Raw genomic sequence first — 17,297 nt, 5'->3', positions numbered from 1 at the left:
GGGCCCCTTATGGGCCCGTGGAATAGAAAATGGCATTTTCGGATGAAATAAAAATTCGACCTTCTCGAATTACCAGTCCTCTACAAGAACCTAAACTCGCAGGCAAAAAATCAGTATAGTTTCCAAAGTCCCCCGCTTTCCCGACGACTGTTGTAACAAGTCCGGCGGGAGTGATTTTTCGGACCATGTAGTTGTATGTATCCGCCACAAAAATATTTCCACCGCTATCGATTGCAATTCCAGAAGGACTATTAAACCGTGCCGCAGGCCCAGTTCCATCAGCAGCGCCAGAGCTTCCCGCCAAACCTGCTATAGTAGTGACCACTCCACCTGAGGTTATTTTGCGAATCACATGATTGTCTCTATCCGCTACGTACACATTTCCCGCGTTATCTACTGCAACTCCGGTAGGATAATTAAACCTTGCCGCGGCACCTGTTCCATCCGTACTGCCAGGGTTTCCCCCCAAACCTGCAAGGGTCGTCACGACTCCATCTGAGGTTATTTTGCGTATTGTGTGAGAATAAGTATCTGCCACATAAATGTTCCCGCTATTATCTACAGCAACGCCATCGGGATAAAAAAATCTCGCACTCGAGCCCGCTCCGTCCGCATAGCCTATACTCCCAGCCAGACCTGCAATCGTCGTCACAACACCAGCGGAAGTTATTTTACGAATTGTGTGGTTACTGCTGTCCGTTACAAAAAGATTTCCACTGCTATCAACGGCCACGCCATAGGGGGAACTAAATCTGGCGCCGGACCCCGTCCCGTTCGTGGTTCCCCAAGTCCCGGATAATCCGGCGAGCGTTGTGACTTCTCCGGCCGATGTTATTTTTCTTATTACATGATTTCCTCTATCAGCCACATAAATATTTCCACCACTGTCCATAGCCATTCCCACGGGTGCATTAAACCTTGCTGCCGAACCTGTATCGTCAGCACTGCCAGCTCCTCCCGCTAATCCGGCGAGGGTCGTCACGACACCGCCCGAAGTGATTTTACGAATCGTGTGGTTGCCCTCGTCAGCCACAAATATATTTCCACTGCCATCCACGGCAATTCCATTTGCCGCAGAAAACCTTGCTGCGAAACCTGTACCGTCCGTACTATCTGCACTTCCAGCCAGACCTGCCATCGTCGTGACAACTCCAGCGGAGGTTATTTTGCGAATCGTGCTGTTACTACTATCCGTTACAAATAGATTCCCACTGCCATCGACAGAAATTCCTTGTGGATTGTAAAATCTTGCGGCTGAGCCCGTACCATCCAAACTGCCTGAAACTCCCGCGGAACCTGCAAACGTTGTTACAACGCCTCCGGGAGTCACCTTTCGTATGACATGATTCCATTTATCAGCCACATACAGATTGCCGCCACTATCAACGGCGATTCCATCAAGGAAATTAAACCTCGCCGCAGAACCCGTTCCATCCGCAAACCCCGAAATCCCCGATGAACCCGCTAAGGTCGTTACAGCTCCGCCGGATGTTATTTTTCGAATCGCGTTGGATGCAGACACATATACATTCCCGCTAGAATCTAAAGCGATCCCCTGGGGCCCATTGAACCTTGCAGTAGAACCTGTGCCATCCGTACTGCCAGCGTTTCCAGCTAAGCCCGCAAAAGTCGTCACAACTCCGGCAGATGTTATTTTACGAATCGTGTGGTTAGACCAATCCGACACATAAAGAGTTCCACCACTGTCAATGGCAATTCCCCGTGGTGCATTAAACCTTGCTGCGGAGCCAGCGCCATCCGCGCTGCCTGAGACGCCCGCCTTTCCTGCCAGCGTCGTTACAACTCCGCCCGGTGTGATCTTACGGATGACGTGATTAGCTCGATCTGCCACATAAATATTTCCGCCGCTATCAACGGCTATTCCGATAGGCCAATTAAATCTGGCATTAGACCCAGTCCCATCTCTGAAGCCTCGTCCCCCGGCGGGACCCGCCAACAACCTCAAACTGTTGAGCTGTTGAAATATAGCTGCATTGAAAAACTGCGCTTGGACTTCCGGACTAAAACTCACGCAGCTAAAAAGAAAGCATAAGATTAGAATGCGAAGGCGTCGTGTGCGGTTGTAAATCATATTAGTACCCTGAGACCCAAGCCACATATACATGCGTTCCCATCACCATCAACGAATATAGCGTATGTTTGCCTGATGTCGTTGTTGTATGATTCGGCGGCAGATGCACCGTCAAGGGAGTTATTCCATTGTCACTAAAAGCCGTGAAGTCACACAAGGCCGAGTTCGTTCCTTGAACAGCGAACGAATACTGACCGCCATCTTGCAAATTATTAAACTGATACGAACCACAATCTCGTGTTGTGTATTTTAAATTTCCGGAGGAAAAATCTATCGTGCTCGCGACACCGGTGTCGGCCGCAGGTTTCGTCAAGATGGTCCCGCTGACATCCAAAGCTGAACGAGGAGTACTTGTTGCGATACCGACCGCCCCAGTTCCCAATACGCTCACTCGCGCAAGACCACTCGTGACCAGCTGTAAAGCGCTCGCGTTGTTGGAGCCGACGACCGTTGCCAAGGGGGCTGTATCTGCAAACAAAGAGGCGCCAGCAGCATTTTCAATGCCCAGCACCGCCGGACTTAGTCCGTTACCCACTCGAAGAGACGCCGGGTTGCTCGTACTAGAGGAAACAAAATTGGCGGTCACCGTAGAACTTCTCACATCCAGCGGATACGACGGCGTCGCGGTTCCAATACCGACGTTACCCGACAAGTCGATGCGCATGCGTTCGGTTCCTGTCGTAGTAAAATTGCTTGAGTTGACAACGCCTGTACGGAAAGTTATGCCTCCACTTTCAGAGGCAATAAGCATGTTTTTGCTATCGTCGATTGAAAAACCCGCGACGGTCAAACCGACTTTCTCGAGGAGAAGGTGCGGGTTGCTGGAAGATTTTAAATGAATCTGGGCATTCGTATTTGTCACGTTCTTGTTCAGCGTACCGATGGAGAGTGCTCCGCGAACATCAAGGATGTTTTCCGGCGCACTGGTGCCAATACCCACGTTGCCACTATTGTAGTAAATATTTGCTCCTGAGGTGCTCCACTGCGAACTTGCCGGCATCGTCGTGCTACAAATAATTCCACTCGCTGTACCGTCAGAAGTACAAATTTTATTTGCGACTAAACCACCAATACCTAAAAGAGGAACATTCCCCGCCGCCGATCCTGCATCGACTGTCGCCGCAGATCCTAATCCCAAATTTGTTCTTGCTCCGGCAGCGGTCGTCGCCCCTGTACCGCCATTACCAACAGCAAGAGCTCCCGTAAGATCCGTCGCTGCATTAATTGCGGCATTCACCCAATTCGTACCATCATAACGCAGAACTTGTCCCGCCGAGTACGCCACAGGTGATACGGTTTTACCTTTAATCTTATCGACACTCATCGTTGCGGAAGTACCGCTCACATCACCCGCAAAAACACTTGAAGGAGACAAGGTGCTTGGAAACGCCGTCCAATTTCCATCTCCCGCTAAATATTTTGTACTATCCGCCGTGCCGTTTCCTAAGCGGGCGGGGGCCAATGTTCCTGTTGCGATTTTACTGGCATCCACATTTCCTAAACTGATGACAGGCATCGCAGGCAAAGTATTATCGACAACTATTGGTGCATTTCCCGTTACCGAAGACACATTCCCTGTTCCATTTCCCAGAGCAAGCGCAGAGGCCCCATCCCAATACATCATCTTATTTGTTTCGCTGTTGTACCAAGTCGTTCCTTTATAGGACGAATCCAAAGTAGCTACGAGCGAAGCCTGCTGCCCGTTTGTATAAGTTCCCAAACGCAAAGTTTTCTGCGCAGCCATCGTCAAGTGCCCGATATTAAGAATGTCACTGCCACCCATATTAATGGCTCCGCTCATTGTTCCACCTGACAAAGGCAGCTTTGTATTATCTGTTCCCACGACGTTCGTTAATAAACTGCCGTCCAATGCCGGAAGCTGATTGGAATTTGCCAACAGTAAGACATTGCCAGCATTGGTTCCGGCATCCTTTGTCGCCGCCATTCCCAAACCAGCGATATCTCCGCCATTCACAGCCGTCCAAGTTCCATCTCCACGTAAGAATGTCGTATTGTCGGCCGTTCCTGTGGGATTCAAGGTCGCTAAAGCACCCAAGCCTAAATTCGTTCTGGCCGCCGCCGCCGTGCTTGCTCCGGTACCACCATTAGCAAGCGCGACCACACCACTCACGTTTGTTGCTGTGGTCGCCGTTGTTGCCGTCGTCGCTGTTGCCGCATTCCCTGTGATATTAATTCCCGCCGTCGTACCGGCAAGATTGAAATTATTTAAAATCGAATCCAGTTGAGTAAAACGACTGAAAATACTCTCAACATTCGCTTGCGAAACACCTTGCGCTGAATTGATGTTTACAAAGTCGGTGTCTTTTTTGCCGTTGACTGTTTCGGAATTCACGGCGTAAGCCACAGATCTCATATTGAAATCAGCAACTACCGGAATACTGTCCAACACCAGACTTAAGCGAAATTTTCTAACCCCGTCAGAAAGAGACGGATCAAACGAGGTGACACTTCCATCCACAACTCCGTCAGAATCCAAACACACCAATCCCGCAGGACGAGAGGGACCATTTGCGATAATCTTTGAATTGTCCATGACCTGCGCCAGAGTCAATCCAGGATCGTAACCTCCAACACTCCCCTTGCCGATGGGTATATTGATATATCCGTTCGAAATGTTAACGCCGCTAAAACTTTCTTCACGCAAAATACAACCCGTTGATGAAAGGATGCGTGCGTTGATTGTAATACCCGATCGTGTGGGATACTCAGTCCCGACTTTTATTACCCCTTGAAAATTAATTCCTTTATGAGTTTGTGCGGAAACTCCGGTAGTGAACAAACTGATGGTCAAGAAAACAACAAAGATCTTATTCATAAAAGGCCCCTTGGATCGTAATCTCAGAGGATACTTTTTTAGTTTCGGAAATCTCCCCAAAAGTCCCCGTGATAACGACACCACTTGAAGTCGTCACAACTTCACCGGAAACAAAATCAGGCTGTTTACGCTGCAAGGAATCCAAAGAAGGATTTATTTCACTTTCAAGCCCCGAAATACTGGCTTCGAAAGAACACGCTGACAACCACAGTAAAGAAGAGCAAATGATAATTTTAAAATGACTTTTCTTCATCGTCCCTCACGATCCGCTCCCAAAAGAAAACTCATATACTTTATCGACTGAGCTTCACCACTTCTTGACCCTTTCGTCTTTGATATTGTTCTGTTTTATTCAGAATGTTTTCTGATGACGAATGCGTTGATAAAAATAGGAAAAGGTCCCCACAATTCTGCAGGGACCTTTTAAAATAAACCTTAACTTAGAGTTCTATCTTTTTCTTGGCGCCCATGAAAACTCGCCGCGACTTCCATTCGCAAAAATATAGCGAGTGAAGTAAACCGTTTGCGGCCAGTTATATGCTGAGACATCCATATCCACTGAATATGTATCTGTCGCTGCGTCGTATTTCCATGTATCACCAGCGCCACCAATGACACGGAACTCAGAATCATTTATGCAGTAAGTTCCCGATTGAGCCGCGGTCACCGTACAACCGCGCAGAACAGGACTGCCCGCGTATTTTTTGGCTCCGACAAAACGTTGAGTCACACGAAGCACTTTCGTGCCATCGCTCGTTGAGTAATCATAGAAGTGCAATGGCCAGTCTCCTCCACCAGAAATATCCGTTGATCCTGAACCAGAACCCGTCGAGGGAGCTGGCGCAGGTGCGGGTGCTGGAGCAGGCGCCGACGGTGCTGGAGCTGGTGCCGGTTGATTCGACTGAACGATTCTGGGCGTAAAACGGAACTCATATCTCTCACCATTACTCGCGATGTAACGGGTGATGTATTCAGCGTGAGGCCATCCCGCTCCCTCGACGCTAAAGTCCGCGCTATAAGAGTGTGTGACATTATTGTATCGCCACGAATCGCCGGATCCACCTATGACACGAAATTCAGAATCACTTGTACAGTAGCGCATTGCTTGGGTCGCGAGAACTGTGCAGGCTCTCACTCCCGTTTCAGCATTCATAAGTGTCTGCGTAATTCTTAGCACCATAGAACCGTTACTGATTGAATTATCCGTGAGTTGCATCGCAGGACCGCCCATAGACGGGTCATCGTTTGATGTCCCAAAACGACCTGAAGCGCCTTGAGATTTCAATGACGCCACATCAGATGGCGCAAACTGTTGCGGTGAACAGTTTTGAAAAGAAAGTACCGTCATACTTCCTAAAAAAAGGACCGCAACTGCTCTCGCAGTATATAACAATGGTTTCATTCATTCCCCCTTTGAACCATGTATTTAAATCGGCCTCTCAACGGCCAGACTAAATACCTAGAACTTTGATAATGTTCTGGTTCATTTAGAACATGCTCGAGAGAGATAAAATGAAATGAGATGTTCTGAATTTTCCAGAATGCTCGTTATTCTCTCGACGAGACACATTTCTCGTCACACAGGTATATTCCTTAATCACTACTCATCGACCGAACTCAATATTCTGCGTTTTTTAGAACATGTAGGTTGTGCAATAAGCGCGAGTTTCCAGTGGCATAATCCTTGGAACATGAACCTTCGATTGGAAACTTAACCAAGAGGAGTTCTTTATGAAAAGTCTTACGTTCTTAACAGCCTTCCTGTGCGCGGCGTCCGCTGTTGCAGCCCCGTCAGCCTCCACTGTTCAGCACCAAAGCTGCGCCATCGTCACAAATCTTTTAACGGAAGCAGAACTCACGCAAAAAGGATATCACCGCGCAAGCTTCGAGATTATCGACTATAAAGGCCATTCCCATAATTTCAAAATGAGTGGGGTGACGGATCTCATATCCCGCAACACTCCCAATACGAATCGCGAAGCCGTTGCTAAAAACGAAACTTTAGCGCGTGTTCAAGCTTTGCATGTTTCCCCCAAAGTCAACTATCGCTTCTACAATGAGCAAGGTGAATTGCTGAAGTTAAACGTGGAGTCGTTCGACTCTCCAGTGTTCTCTATGGATATTCCGCAGTTTCCGAAGGACAATACGCAAAAAATTCGTTTCGAAATCGTTGTTTCAACCGATACCGCCGCAGTAAATAGAGTGGAACAATATTGGATCGTTTTAAAACTGACTCCGCTTATCGAAAACGTCGTTTACCGATCCCCGCTATTTAGCTTCGCGGAAGTGGCACGAAAGATTTTAAAAAAAGGAACAAAGGACAACGATCTATTACTCATCGCCAAAAATGACCCTAGGGCCAACGATGAACTCGGCAACTTCATTAAACTTTTTCTTCTTGAAGAAATTCGTCAGAATGACATGGGCAGGAATTCAGATATAAAGGACCTTTTGAGAACTGGAATTCCTTCGTGCCAAGTAGCGGCGAATTAGAAAGTAAACGAAGGCGCACGCAATAAACTTGCGCGCGCGTTTTTGGGAACAGACTCTCTAAAAAGGGCCTTGAGTTTTCTCATTATCCTTCCGAGAATCAATAAAAGGGGGAGTGGAAAATGATTTTGGGCCTTTTGACCATGCTTCAATTGCTTATGGCTGTCCCCGCCTTCACCCAAGAAATTTCCAAGAAAGACTGTTCTGCTGTTGATGCCTCTACTCACATGGGCCCCGTACGAGACCAAGGTTCTATCGGATGGTGTTTTGCCTTCGCCAGTGCCGACGTCATGACTGAGTATTTGAAACTAGATCCAACAAATCGTGTTTCTGCCTTTGACGTCGCCTTACAGTATTACAAGAACGAGCGAGAAGATTTTATTAGAATCCTGAACGACGTCTGGACTCGGAAAGCACTTCCCTCTACGTCGGAGAATAGAAAGCTCTACGACGATCATAGCGCCATGATATGGAGTTCCCTTAAAGATCGCCCGTCTAATGTCATGCAAATGCAAGGAGGATGGTCCGATCTCTCTTTGCTCTCCTATAATAATAAATCGGGAGTATGCACCGAACGGAATTTGCCTTCCGAGCTGCCTCTAGCTCGCAAAGAAAGAGAAAACTATATTTATGAGTCTCTGGCTTTAGAGTACGTTCGAGCGCAAAACACAACGAAACCCTTTGAATGCCCACCTTTTTTTTCTGACTCAGAATTAACAAACTTAACTGGCGTCATCACGGATATTATAAACAAAGGGAACAAAAACAAAGTTCTCGGTAAAATCGAAGCTTCCTGCTCTAACAGAATGCCCTTAACAAAACCCCTTCTTCCATCTTCAACATGGGGTTCTCCAAGCGCGAACATGGCTCAGGTGAACAAAAATCTAAGTAAAAATATTCCGACAATTATATCCTATGATGCGCAGAAAATTTTCGGAGATGACGCTCGTGTCCGCCCTAGCATGCCTACCCATGCAAGCTCTATTGTCGGTCGAAGATGGAATACCAAGACAAAAACATGCGAATTTAAACTTCGCAACACCTGGGGCACATCATGGTGCCCTTCCAGCCGCTTTCCTGCGGATCGCTGCGATAAAGGGAATGTCTGGCTTACAGCGAAGGAACTCGCTCCATTTATTTCGGCAACAACCCACATTCTTCCGTGAATAATTTCGCTTTGGAGAAATCTTAAGTGCATTGATTGGCGCTTGGGTACTGAGTTCCTGGCTTAATTGAAAATATCACGTTTTCATCTTTAGTATTGCATTCATGGCACATCGGAATAATGCGCTCTCCCGAGATTTCCTTGTTATGGACGTGAGCGCCGAGCATCGCTCTTGACGTACAACCTTGAACCGCACAGTAAATGGGCCAAACCACCAAGGCTTTCTTTTGCCAATGATCTCGCCATGAGCCGCACTTTGCACAAGAACGGTTTGCGGTCCCACCTTTGTTTTTCCAACCAGAAAGAATGCCCATCTCTGTCTCCCCTTCAAGCAGTCATAATACTGTCGTGTACAGTTATTATTAGAAACTCAATCTTGGGCATTCTCACAAGCCTTTGTGGATTGTGTTGAACCGATGTCGTTCTGTTCTTTTTAGAAGTGTGATGAGGACCTAGTCTTCGCCGTCAACGAGGGCATCAATTTTTCCAGCGCAGTCCACTGTGTACCAACCCCAGCATGAAGCGCCCGCCGCACAGTAACCGTCAATGATCGCAGACGTTTGGTATTTGAAGGACTTGGCATTCCAAGTTAAAGATTTCAAAGCGCGTTTCACGTCGTCTGTCGTTAGAGTATATTCGCCGTCGATGATCCAATAAAATTCATCATTCAAAGACTGGCCCACGAGAGGCGCAAGATAATTGTTCAAAACAGCTTTAGCCTGGTTGATTTCGATGCACTGTTTTGGTTCCAATGGCAATTCGAGCTGCTCAGCAAAACAGGAAAGAGACAGAAATAAAGATAGGAATACGAACATGACCGACTTCACAAGAACCTCCATTGATTTTGCATAGTGTTTCTACCCTGCCTCCTCCAAAATGAGAAGTCCTGTTGTGAAGTTTACAATCGAGTCTTCCCGAAGAGACATTCACTGAGCGCCTCAATTAATAACGTTCCCTTTTTTTTAGAACACAATCTGATAAAGGAATCCCTTTCAAGGATCATATCCATTCATTTGAAAATATAAATTTGCTATCGTTTTTTCAGGGGGTTTCTGTGACTTTAAAAAGAAGTTTCACCAAAGTCCTTATTCTTGCGGCGCTGTTAGTTTCATTTCAAAATTGCGCTCCCGTTGGCAAATCAGTCTCGCCATTAGAAGCAACCTCTTCTCCAGAAGATACAACGGCGTTCAAGCTCCGTCCGACACCTGTAACCACAACAACCGAATTTAACTATACGGTCACCGTTGATGACCCCCAAAATAGTTTAGGCGCAGACCGAGATCTCATTCTAAAGAACCTTTAGGCCGCTTGTCAGGACTGGGGCCGCTACATTTATGGCAAAGCGCCGATAAGAATTTTAGTTCGTATCAACAATGATCAAGCCCGCTTCTCGGGAGCTTCGCGAACTTCTGTTTTTCTAAAAACGGCGAATGGACACAATGTCTTTGAAGACATTGCTCCTTACAAACTGAGAACAGGCAAAGACCCCGAGCCTCGGCTTCCTGACATTTATCTTGATATCAATGTGAATTTCATGCGGCAGGCTTATTGGATTGATCCTCAACCAGAGACGCGAACTCTTCCCGTCCCTGTAGGAAAAGTCGATCTGGTCACAGTCTTCGCGCACGAGTTAGGGCATGGGTTGGGCTTTAACGGCTTTCTTGAGCGTTCGACGGGAGCCGTTCCCGCGCACAATGGAATCTCTGTCTTTGATTCTCTGATGTATGAAACAAACCTGAGCGGTTCCCCCGTCTTTACTGGCGCTAAAACACTCACGGCCTACGGAAGCAAACTTCCAGTGACATTCTTTACATTTCCAGACTCCCGCACTAACACCTATTCGATTGCAGGTGTGAATTACATCGCCACCTTACATCCCTCTCAGAACCTAACTCATTACGGTCGTTATACTGCCAGCAATGAGTCAGCGAAAAGCCTTCAAGGACTGATGGGCGGAGCATGGCTTTTCCGCGCAGATCAAGGTTTGAGAATTCGCGTTTCAAATCTTGATGCCGCTGTCCTTTGCGATATGGGAGTCCCCTGTCGATAGTTGACACTTTAGTGTGAGTCCATCAGCCGCCTTTGACCGGGTTTCCAGTGAATGGCATTCTCTAATTTATGAAACTCTATCTTCGAATTCTCGCGCTTTTGTATTTCTTTGGTGGCTTGCTGCACATAGCGGATCTGTTCGACTTGCGTTTAAAGTTTAGCGAAATGGACAACATTTGGAAAACTTGGATAATCTATCTTACGATTTTTGATTTACTTGCTTCTGTGGGCCTATGGCGACGTCAAAATTGGGGAATAGCTTTATTTTTAGTCGTCACTGTCTCCCAACTGTTTACATACACAGTTTTTTCCAACATCTTCGGTGACCAGAGTCCACTTCTTCTCTTTCACGTCGTTACACCAACCGTTTTTGTTACTCTAAAGTTTTGTCAGAAACTAAAATCTCCTTCAACACAATCGCTATGAGAATGCTAGCTAGTTAGCCTCAGCCTGCCAGTGAGTTTCGATATAAGGGATTGGCTCATTCTGTTTTATTTAGAACAATTTAAAAATAAAAAAGCACTGATAAGAATTCAGCGCTTTGCGAATGGAGTTGGACTCAAAAAACAAGTGTTATCTGACCGAATACTTCTTTGCTTGTAGATCGAAGTACCAACTAAAGTGAGTAATCACGTTGTATCCTAGTGCACCTTGAATTGATTGGGCGCCCAGCTTTGATTTGATTGAACTGAAATCTGCTCCCAAAACCTGTACTTTCTTAAGAGATACAGAGCCGATAGCAAAGTTTGTCGCTTCATATAACTTAAGCTGCATTGCTTTTGCGTGAACCGTATCACCGACATCTAGGCTTTTAATAAAGCTAAAAATACTTGGATTCTCATCAATAACTTTTTGATCAATCGTTGTAAGACCAGCACCCGTATCCCAAATTAAATGCAAACGAAGCCCATTGAAAACTGGTGACACCAAAATGTGTCCGAAGGTTCCGAGCTCGAAAGTCAGACTGGCATCCTGTTTTTCGAAGCTTACTTCTTGGGTTTTTGAATCTAAGCCGAATCGGTTCTCTTTGAATAGATCAATGCCCGCAGTGGGAGAAATACCTAGTTTTTCAGAGAGTAGCATGACTTCATGTTGCCCTAGCGAATAGTTTCCCCAAGAAATGTTACGAATTTGGATTCGAGCCGCCGACACCCCTTTTCCCGCAAGGCCCGCTAACTCACCCTCTTTAACTATAGGATATTTTGCGAAAAAATAGTTCGAAACAACTTTTGTCGACGTAGCTCCGGTATCCCAAAAGCATTTTTCAGAATGCCCATCAAAGATCAAGTGCGCAAAAATTTGGCCTGCTTCTGGTTCATCTGCATCTGCAACAAAATTTACTTTCACCGACGATCCTCAATTCTTTGATTGATTGCGCACCCAGGAGATGTTCACCAGTATCAAACATGCCAAAACTGATTTCATACTTGATGTTATGAATTTAACTTGGGTGCCGTCTATAAGCAAAGCTATGCGCTGAATAAGACTTCCTTATACGAAGCCAAAGTTCTAAATCTCACCTGAACCTGCCGAACAGGGGTGTTCTGGTTTTTTCAGAACAGTTTTTCGCGTTGTATCATAGGCAGATATTGCTTAAAAGCGTGGCTTTACGTAGGTTCGCCCGCATGAAGTACGGGGAAGTCGCGGAACTCATAAATAAAGTTTTAGAAAAAAGGCGCCTTAGAAATCCTCACTACTCACTGCGCGCCTTTGCTCGGGACCTCAAGGTCTCCCCGAGCCGCGTTTCCAATATCGTCACTGGCAAAGCTCTTCCCGGAAAAATTGTTCGTCGGCGCCTGGCCACATCACTTCACCTTAATAAATCCGAAGTCGAGTATCTAAACTACTTAATCGAAAAAACACGTCATCGCGCTAAGGATTCTCGAAACGCCCACCAGCTCACCGAAAAAGATTACGCCTTTTTGCCCGAGTGGTATCACTATGCCATTCTCAATCTGATGGAGACGACTTCTTTCCAAAGTGACGTCGAGGTTATCGCACAACGTCTGGCCTTAGCACCCGAAACTGTCCAAGATTCCCTGAATAAACTTCTTAAAAGCGGTCTTATTAAGAACACGCCAAAGGGATATGCTCCAACCTATAAAAATCTTACTTCCACCAGTGACATTCCCTCATCCGCGTTAAAATACTTTCACAATCAGCTTATCAACAAAGGCTTAGATTCTTTAATACGGGATCCAGTCGATATTCGCGACATAACTTCCATTATTATTCCTAGCAACCCCGAAAACATCTACAAAGTAAAAATGCTGGCGCGAGAGTTTCGCAAGCAAGCAAATGAACTTTTAGAGCAAGGTGAGAAAACGGAAGTTTATAGCGTATGCGTTCAGATCTATCCTTTAACACAAAGAGGAACCTCTTCATGAAGAACCTGATCTTCTTTACTCTTTTTCTGTCTGTCTCTTTCGCCAACGCAAGATCCACGGAATTTGGCAATGGTGGAAAAGGAATCGTCTGTAAAGAGACCCACCAGGTGTTCTTTTACGATACTTACGAATCCAAACAGCGTTACAATCTTACCCCCGAGCTTGAGGACGTTACCGACTCTGTATGCGACGTTCCTGAGACTCGAGGTTGGGAGATATTGACTCCATGCCTGACTCCAAGCCTTGAGCTTGCGGAAAAAAGTCTCGATAAAATCAAAGCCTACGATCCTATATTCGCGGCAGAGCTGTCTCGTCTTCTGGGAAGATTCGCGCTAGATGCCCTCTTTGTTAATGGCACCCTTTCTTCCACTGACGATGTCGGGTTGAGCTTTGTTCCTGCCGGATGCGAATTACAGCAACTGGCAATTCAACACGTTAAAGAGTTTGAAGAGGATTATACATATTTTATCTCGAAGCCTTTGTGGCTGCGTTTGCGTGTTGCAGATAAAGTCGCACTATTAATGCACGAGGTTGTCTACAAAGCCGCACTTAAAATTAATCCCCATATTTCCTCTTCGGAAAAAGTGCGATACTTCTCTTCTCACGTTCTTGCGAAAGCTGTTTTAACCCGTCAGAAGTATGAGCAAATTAAAAAAAGTCTTTTAGGACAAAACCCAGAGGTTGTTCTGCAAAAATAAAAAAATAGAGAACGGTTCCTGACCTCCCTCACTGGCAAATAGCACGGAAAGATTGTAAGAATTTTTCTGGCTATTGCGGGGGAATCATGAGTAGCGGCTGGAAGAAACTTCTAAAACACGATATCAAAGAATATCTTTCGCAAATAATCGAGCAGAAGAAGAAAAAAAATCCGCGCTTCTCGCAAAGGGCGTTTGCGCAGCAGATTGGTTTAACAAGTACAACTCTCAACGAAATTCTTAAAGGTAAAAGAAAGATCTCGCCTAAAACGATCGCAAAACTAAAGGCCGCTTTCTCTGAAAACGAAGAGTTGCTCCAAATTTTGGATGATCAAACCTCTGCTGTCTTTTCAACATTTCACATTGAATCGAAAGCGATGACTGAAACGGCGTCAAATTGGTTTTATCTCGCTATTCTTGAACTCATGCAAACGGAAGACTTTAACGAAGACCCTGCTTGGATCGCCAAGAGATTGGGTATTCAGGTCGAAAGCGTCGAAAAGGCCCTTGCAGATTTACTCAAGATTGAGGCGATCAGACGCAGCCAGTTTAATAAACTCACTCCCGCTCATAACAATAATATTAAATTTGCCGACGATGACAGTCGCGAAGCTATTATTAAAACTCATGACGAACTCTTGGAAATAATAAAAGGTTCTGTTCGGAAATTACCTTTGGATGATGTCTCTTCGGGCTATATGCTTGTTGCGACCTCCCAAGAAGACCGAGATTACATTCACTCTAAATCCATCAGTTTCGTGAACGAATGCGCCGAATATTTGGGCCGAGCGAATGCTCCTAAAAAAGAAGTTTATTTGTTGAACGTATCCTTTGTCCCGCTGACGAAGAAAGAGCTGTCTTCAGAATTGGAAAAACATGTTGAGTCTTAGAAGCACTATTCCGGTTGCACTTATGTCTTTGAGTTTAGGAGCTTACTCTTCTGCAAACGCCAGAACCATGCAATGTGGCGTACAAATGGTGACAGCTTCGCATATTGGCTTAGTTCCTATGGATGATGAATTCGTCCTCGCAGCTGCGCCCGTCACAGATACAAGTAAATGTGCTACCACGACAGTCAAGAATATGACGCTTTCCCTATGTGCTGCCGAAGAAACAGAGGCGCTTGGTATTTACAAAGTTCAAGTTTCTATGTCTGATAGCGAAGGCAGAATCGCAACAGCTCGCGAGATATTAGCCACGTCGAAAAATGATGCCGAAGACCTTATCTCGATCTATTCTGAATGTGACTTCACACCGCAGTTCGTACGAAAAATGCACGCGGCAGGATTGCAATACCCAGGATACAGGGGCGGCGATTCTTTGATGATTGATCGTGCCGTTGCCGCCGCCTTTCAAAAAGGTGTCTTAGACAAACATGATATCGTCCTTTTCAATATCGGAAATTGTGAACTCAAGTAAAATGTTTGCTATTTAACGCCGACATTGGATTCGCTGGAGGTGCCATCGCCGTCGTCTCCTCCCCTGTTTTGCGAACCCGCGCGCATAGCACAATGAATAAGTTCTGTGTTTCGTGAAGCTTTGATAGATTCCGCCCGTGCGATTTGCGCTTGGAGAACTTCCAGCGTGGCGTCCTCTGACGGCAGGAGCTCATCAATGTATGCCCAACGATTTTCACGCCCCAGGCTCATATTACACTTATAAATTTTATTGTTAATATTATAAATTTCTTCTTGTAAGCGCGCTAATGTTTCTCGCGCATTTGTTTTGTTGCCGTTTTTTTCAGAGCGAGCGAGTTCCTTCTGGCATTGCGCGAGATCTTTTTCGGAAGACTCTATGAGCATTCCAAGAGTCTTGACGTCATCGGAAGGCGGTTGCGCACGGGATACATAGGCAGAATCCGTTGCCGCCGCCAAATCTTTGTCGCACACATCCAACTGGGAATTCAATGCATCCAGTTTGCGCGTAAGCTTATTGACCAGCATCTTTTTAAAAGCGGAGTCCGATGCGTTTTCTGCCTCCGCCCCTTCCGATACTGGTGCTGGAAGCTTCGACGACTGAATAATTAAAGCCTCTTCGGATTTCTTTGATAGCTTCCCTGCCATAGCCAATCCCAATAGTCCTACAAGAGCCGAAATAACGGCGGCATGAACTGGTTTCATCTGTCCCCCTTTGCGATTTTTTTGGATAAGTGAATTTCATATCGGGCCGGCTTCGTCGGAGAGAATGTGAAAACCCGTGTCGCATATCCGGGTTTGGAGGCTTTGACTAAATAAGATGTTTTCTCTTTCATCTTCACAAAGGCAATGCCTGCCGAACCTATAACTTTACCGTCCACCTCAATTTTCGCCTGAGATGGCACGGTATAAAATGCGATAGGAAAATAAACTTCAGAGATGGCCGATGCATTTCTTTCAATCGTGCTCGGCGCAGGATAGCCGCTCTTGTTGGTATATTTGTAAATGGCAAAGAGACAGATTAGCAAACCTATCGAAATATATTCTTTAAATCTGAATGCAAAAGTGCTCGCGAAATCGTTCGCCGCTGCGGCCCTTGTGACAGTTTCCCCACTTGTTTCTTCCGGCAGAGTCGAAACGAAAACAGGAATATTTACAGGCTCTGGCGTCTGCAGTCTTCGTATTTCGCTCAAGGAAAGTTCATAGTCTCTGCGAAAGTACTTAACTTTCAAAAGATAAGATATTTCTTCCGACGAAAATTGCGGAGCAAGTTGATTTAAAAGCCGTTGCAAGTCCCTAGCTAAATCAGATGCATATATGTATCTTTGTTTGGCATCATGATGCAGCAGTCTTCGCAAAACCGGCTCAAGAGGTCCCCACATCGAACAGTCAATATTTTCCAATCGATAATTACTAACCACATGATAGAGATCATTGACTGAGTTTCCCGAAAAAAAGCGGCTGTTGCTCAGCATTTCCCAAAAAATGACTCCTAAAGAAAACAGGTCACTTCGTTGGTCTATGTCCTCGCCCCGCATTTGTTCGGGACTCATATAGGCGAATTTTCCCTTGATAACGCCATGCTGGGTTTGTGTTGTTGAAACTCCCTTGGCGATGCCAAAATCGATGATCTTCACTTCGCCCTCATACGTGAGCATAATATTATGCGGGCTGAGATCCCGATGAATAAGACTCAAAGGTGCACCCGTTACGGGATCTGGAACTCTTGCGAGATAGGCCAACCCTTCGGCCACCTTCTTAACGATATAGAGAATAACCGGGATCTTTAGAAATTCAGTTTTGCCTCGCAGTACGCGAAGGAGATCGCGCAGTGAAACCCCGTGAATGTATTCCATCACTAAATAGGCGCGGGACTCCACAAATCCGAAATCAAAAGTCTGAACGATATTCTGGTGATTTAAACAAGCCGCCACTTTCATTTCGTCAGTGAACATTATGCTCATCTCAGGACTGTCGATAAGATCTGGAATGGTCCTTTTAAGCGCAACAATCTTGCCCTTTAAAGTTTTTGACCTCGCTAGATAAATCTCCGCCATCCCGCCAGTCGCAAGCAGTTTTAACAAATCGTAAGAGCCAATGCTTTGAAGTTCACTCATAAATATTATTCGGTTTTACAAAGACAGATCTGGATATTCGATATTCTTTTA

18 protein-coding genes are annotated in these 17,297 nt (G+C 45.8%); 9 read left to right on the top strand and 9 right to left on the bottom strand.

The window, feature by feature from the left end; genetic code table 11:
- Nucleotides 1-7: 7 nt before the first annotated feature.
- The 4 genes from QJS83_RS05950 to QJS83_RS05935 all read right to left on the bottom strand — a co-directional run bounded on the left by QJS83_RS05950 (nucleotide 8) and on the right by QJS83_RS05935 (nucleotide 6,330).
- Nucleotides 8-2,092, bottom strand: a complete 2,085-nt coding sequence (locus QJS83_RS05950) for an NHL repeat-containing protein (RefSeq protein ID WP_284608232.1) — start codon at nucleotides 2,090-2,092, stop codon at nucleotides 8-10.
- A gap of 1 nt (nucleotide 2,093) precedes the next feature.
- The gene (locus QJS83_RS05945) at nucleotides 2,094-4,928 is read right to left on the bottom strand and encodes a hypothetical protein (protein WP_284608231.1); all 2,835 of its coding nucleotides are present in this window, start codon (nucleotides 4,926-4,928) and stop codon (nucleotides 2,094-2,096) included.
- A complete protein-coding gene (locus tag QJS83_RS05940) occupies nucleotides 4,921-5,181 on the bottom strand; it encodes a hypothetical protein (protein ID WP_284608230.1) in 261 nt (86 codons plus the stop codon). The genes QJS83_RS05945 and QJS83_RS05940 overlap by 8 nt, the downstream gene beginning before the upstream one ends.
- Before the next feature lie 195 nt (nucleotides 5,182-5,376).
- On the bottom strand, nucleotides 5,377-6,330 hold the full coding sequence (locus QJS83_RS05935; RefSeq protein WP_284608229.1) for a hypothetical protein: 954 nt from the start codon (nucleotides 6,328-6,330) through the stop codon (nucleotides 5,377-5,379).
- A 329-nt stretch (nucleotides 6,331-6,659) separates the two neighbouring features.
- Here QJS83_RS05935 and QJS83_RS05930 point away from each other — a divergent pair, with 329 nt between their 5' ends.
- Both QJS83_RS05930 and QJS83_RS05925 read left to right on the top strand, forming a co-directional pair.
- Nucleotides 6,660-7,421 (top strand): hypothetical protein, encoded by a 762-nt coding sequence (locus QJS83_RS05930; protein WP_284608228.1) that lies wholly within the window; start codon nucleotides 6,660-6,662, stop codon nucleotides 7,419-7,421.
- A gap of 119 nt (nucleotides 7,422-7,540) precedes the next feature.
- Complete coding sequence (locus QJS83_RS05925; protein ID WP_284608227.1) at nucleotides 7,541-8,584, top strand: C1 family peptidase; 1,044 nt, start codon at nucleotides 7,541-7,543, stop codon at nucleotides 8,582-8,584.
- 22 nt (nucleotides 8,585-8,606) lie between these two features.
- Here QJS83_RS05925 and QJS83_RS05920 read toward each other — a convergent pair whose 3' ends face one another.
- Both QJS83_RS05920 and QJS83_RS05915 read right to left on the bottom strand, forming a co-directional pair.
- A complete protein-coding gene (locus tag QJS83_RS05920; protein WP_284608226.1) occupies nucleotides 8,607-8,897 on the bottom strand; it encodes a hypothetical protein in 291 nt (96 codons plus the stop codon).
- A gap of 138 nt (nucleotides 8,898-9,035) precedes the next feature.
- Nucleotides 9,036-9,410 carry a hypothetical protein gene (locus QJS83_RS05915; protein WP_284608225.1) on the bottom strand — a complete coding sequence of 125 codons (375 nt, stop codon included), beginning with the start codon at nucleotides 9,408-9,410 and terminating at the stop codon, nucleotides 9,036-9,038.
- A 227-nt stretch (nucleotides 9,411-9,637) separates the two neighbouring features.
- Between QJS83_RS05915 and QJS83_RS05910 the strand changes: the two genes are divergently transcribed.
- The 3 genes from QJS83_RS05910 to QJS83_RS17505 all read left to right on the top strand — a co-directional run bounded on the left by QJS83_RS05910 (nucleotide 9,638) and on the right by QJS83_RS17505 (nucleotide 11,058).
- Complete coding sequence (locus QJS83_RS05910; RefSeq protein ID WP_284608224.1) at nucleotides 9,638-9,886, top strand: hypothetical protein; 249 nt, start codon at nucleotides 9,638-9,640, stop codon at nucleotides 9,884-9,886.
- Between the two features lie 222 nt (nucleotides 9,887-10,108).
- On the top strand, nucleotides 10,109-10,633 hold the full coding sequence (locus QJS83_RS05905) for a zinc metalloprotease (RefSeq protein ID WP_284608223.1): 525 nt from the start codon (nucleotides 10,109-10,111) through the stop codon (nucleotides 10,631-10,633).
- Nucleotides 10,634-10,701: 68 nt separating this feature from the next.
- The gene (locus QJS83_RS17505; RefSeq protein WP_470287788.1) at nucleotides 10,702-11,058 is read left to right on the top strand and encodes a DUF6163 family protein; all 357 of its coding nucleotides are present in this window, start codon (nucleotides 10,702-10,704) and stop codon (nucleotides 11,056-11,058) included.
- Between the two features lie 147 nt (nucleotides 11,059-11,205).
- On the opposite strand, the gene QJS83_RS05900 is transcribed toward QJS83_RS17505, so the two are convergent.
- Nucleotides 11,206-11,979 carry a pepsin/retropepsin-like aspartic protease family protein gene (locus tag QJS83_RS05900; protein WP_284608222.1) on the bottom strand — a complete coding sequence of 258 codons (774 nt, stop codon included), beginning with the start codon at nucleotides 11,977-11,979 and terminating at the stop codon, nucleotides 11,206-11,208.
- A 254-nt stretch (nucleotides 11,980-12,233) separates the two neighbouring features.
- Here QJS83_RS05900 and QJS83_RS05895 point away from each other — a divergent pair, with 254 nt between their 5' ends.
- From QJS83_RS05895 to QJS83_RS05880, 4 genes are all read left to right on the top strand, one after another.
- Complete coding sequence (locus tag QJS83_RS05895; protein WP_284608221.1) at nucleotides 12,234-13,019, top strand: TIGR02147 family protein; 786 nt, start codon at nucleotides 12,234-12,236, stop codon at nucleotides 13,017-13,019.
- Nucleotides 13,016-13,717, top strand: a complete 702-nt coding sequence (locus tag QJS83_RS05890) for a hypothetical protein (RefSeq protein WP_284608220.1) — start codon at nucleotides 13,016-13,018, stop codon at nucleotides 13,715-13,717. Before QJS83_RS05895 ends, QJS83_RS05890 begins: the two co-directional genes overlap by 4 nt.
- 86 nt (nucleotides 13,718-13,803) lie before the next feature.
- Nucleotides 13,804-14,604, top strand: coding sequence for a DUF4423 domain-containing protein (locus tag QJS83_RS05885; protein ID WP_284608219.1), 801 nt, complete (start codon nucleotides 13,804-13,806; stop codon nucleotides 14,602-14,604).
- Entirely contained in the window at nucleotides 14,591-15,133 is a 543-nt protein-coding gene (locus QJS83_RS05880) for a hypothetical protein (RefSeq protein ID WP_284608218.1), read from the top strand. Before QJS83_RS05885 ends, QJS83_RS05880 begins: the two co-directional genes overlap by 14 nt.
- A gap of 8 nt (nucleotides 15,134-15,141) precedes the next feature.
- Here QJS83_RS05880 and QJS83_RS05875 read toward each other — a convergent pair whose 3' ends face one another.
- Both QJS83_RS05875 and QJS83_RS05870 read right to left on the bottom strand, forming a co-directional pair.
- Complete coding sequence (locus tag QJS83_RS05875) at nucleotides 15,142-15,834, bottom strand: hypothetical protein (protein WP_284608217.1); 693 nt, start codon at nucleotides 15,832-15,834, stop codon at nucleotides 15,142-15,144.
- A complete protein-coding gene (locus QJS83_RS05870) occupies nucleotides 15,831-17,246 on the bottom strand; it encodes a serine/threonine protein kinase (protein ID WP_284608216.1) in 1,416 nt (471 codons plus the stop codon). The genes QJS83_RS05875 and QJS83_RS05870 overlap by 4 nt, the downstream gene beginning before the upstream one ends.
- Nucleotides 17,247-17,297 lie beyond the last annotated feature (51 nt).

Source organism: Bdellovibrio sp. 22V (assembly GCF_030169785.1).
Taxonomy (GTDB): Bacteria; Bdellovibrionota; Bdellovibrionia; order Bdellovibrionales; family Bdellovibrionaceae; genus Bdellovibrio.
This window is presented reverse-complemented; position numbering and strand designations above follow the sequence as displayed.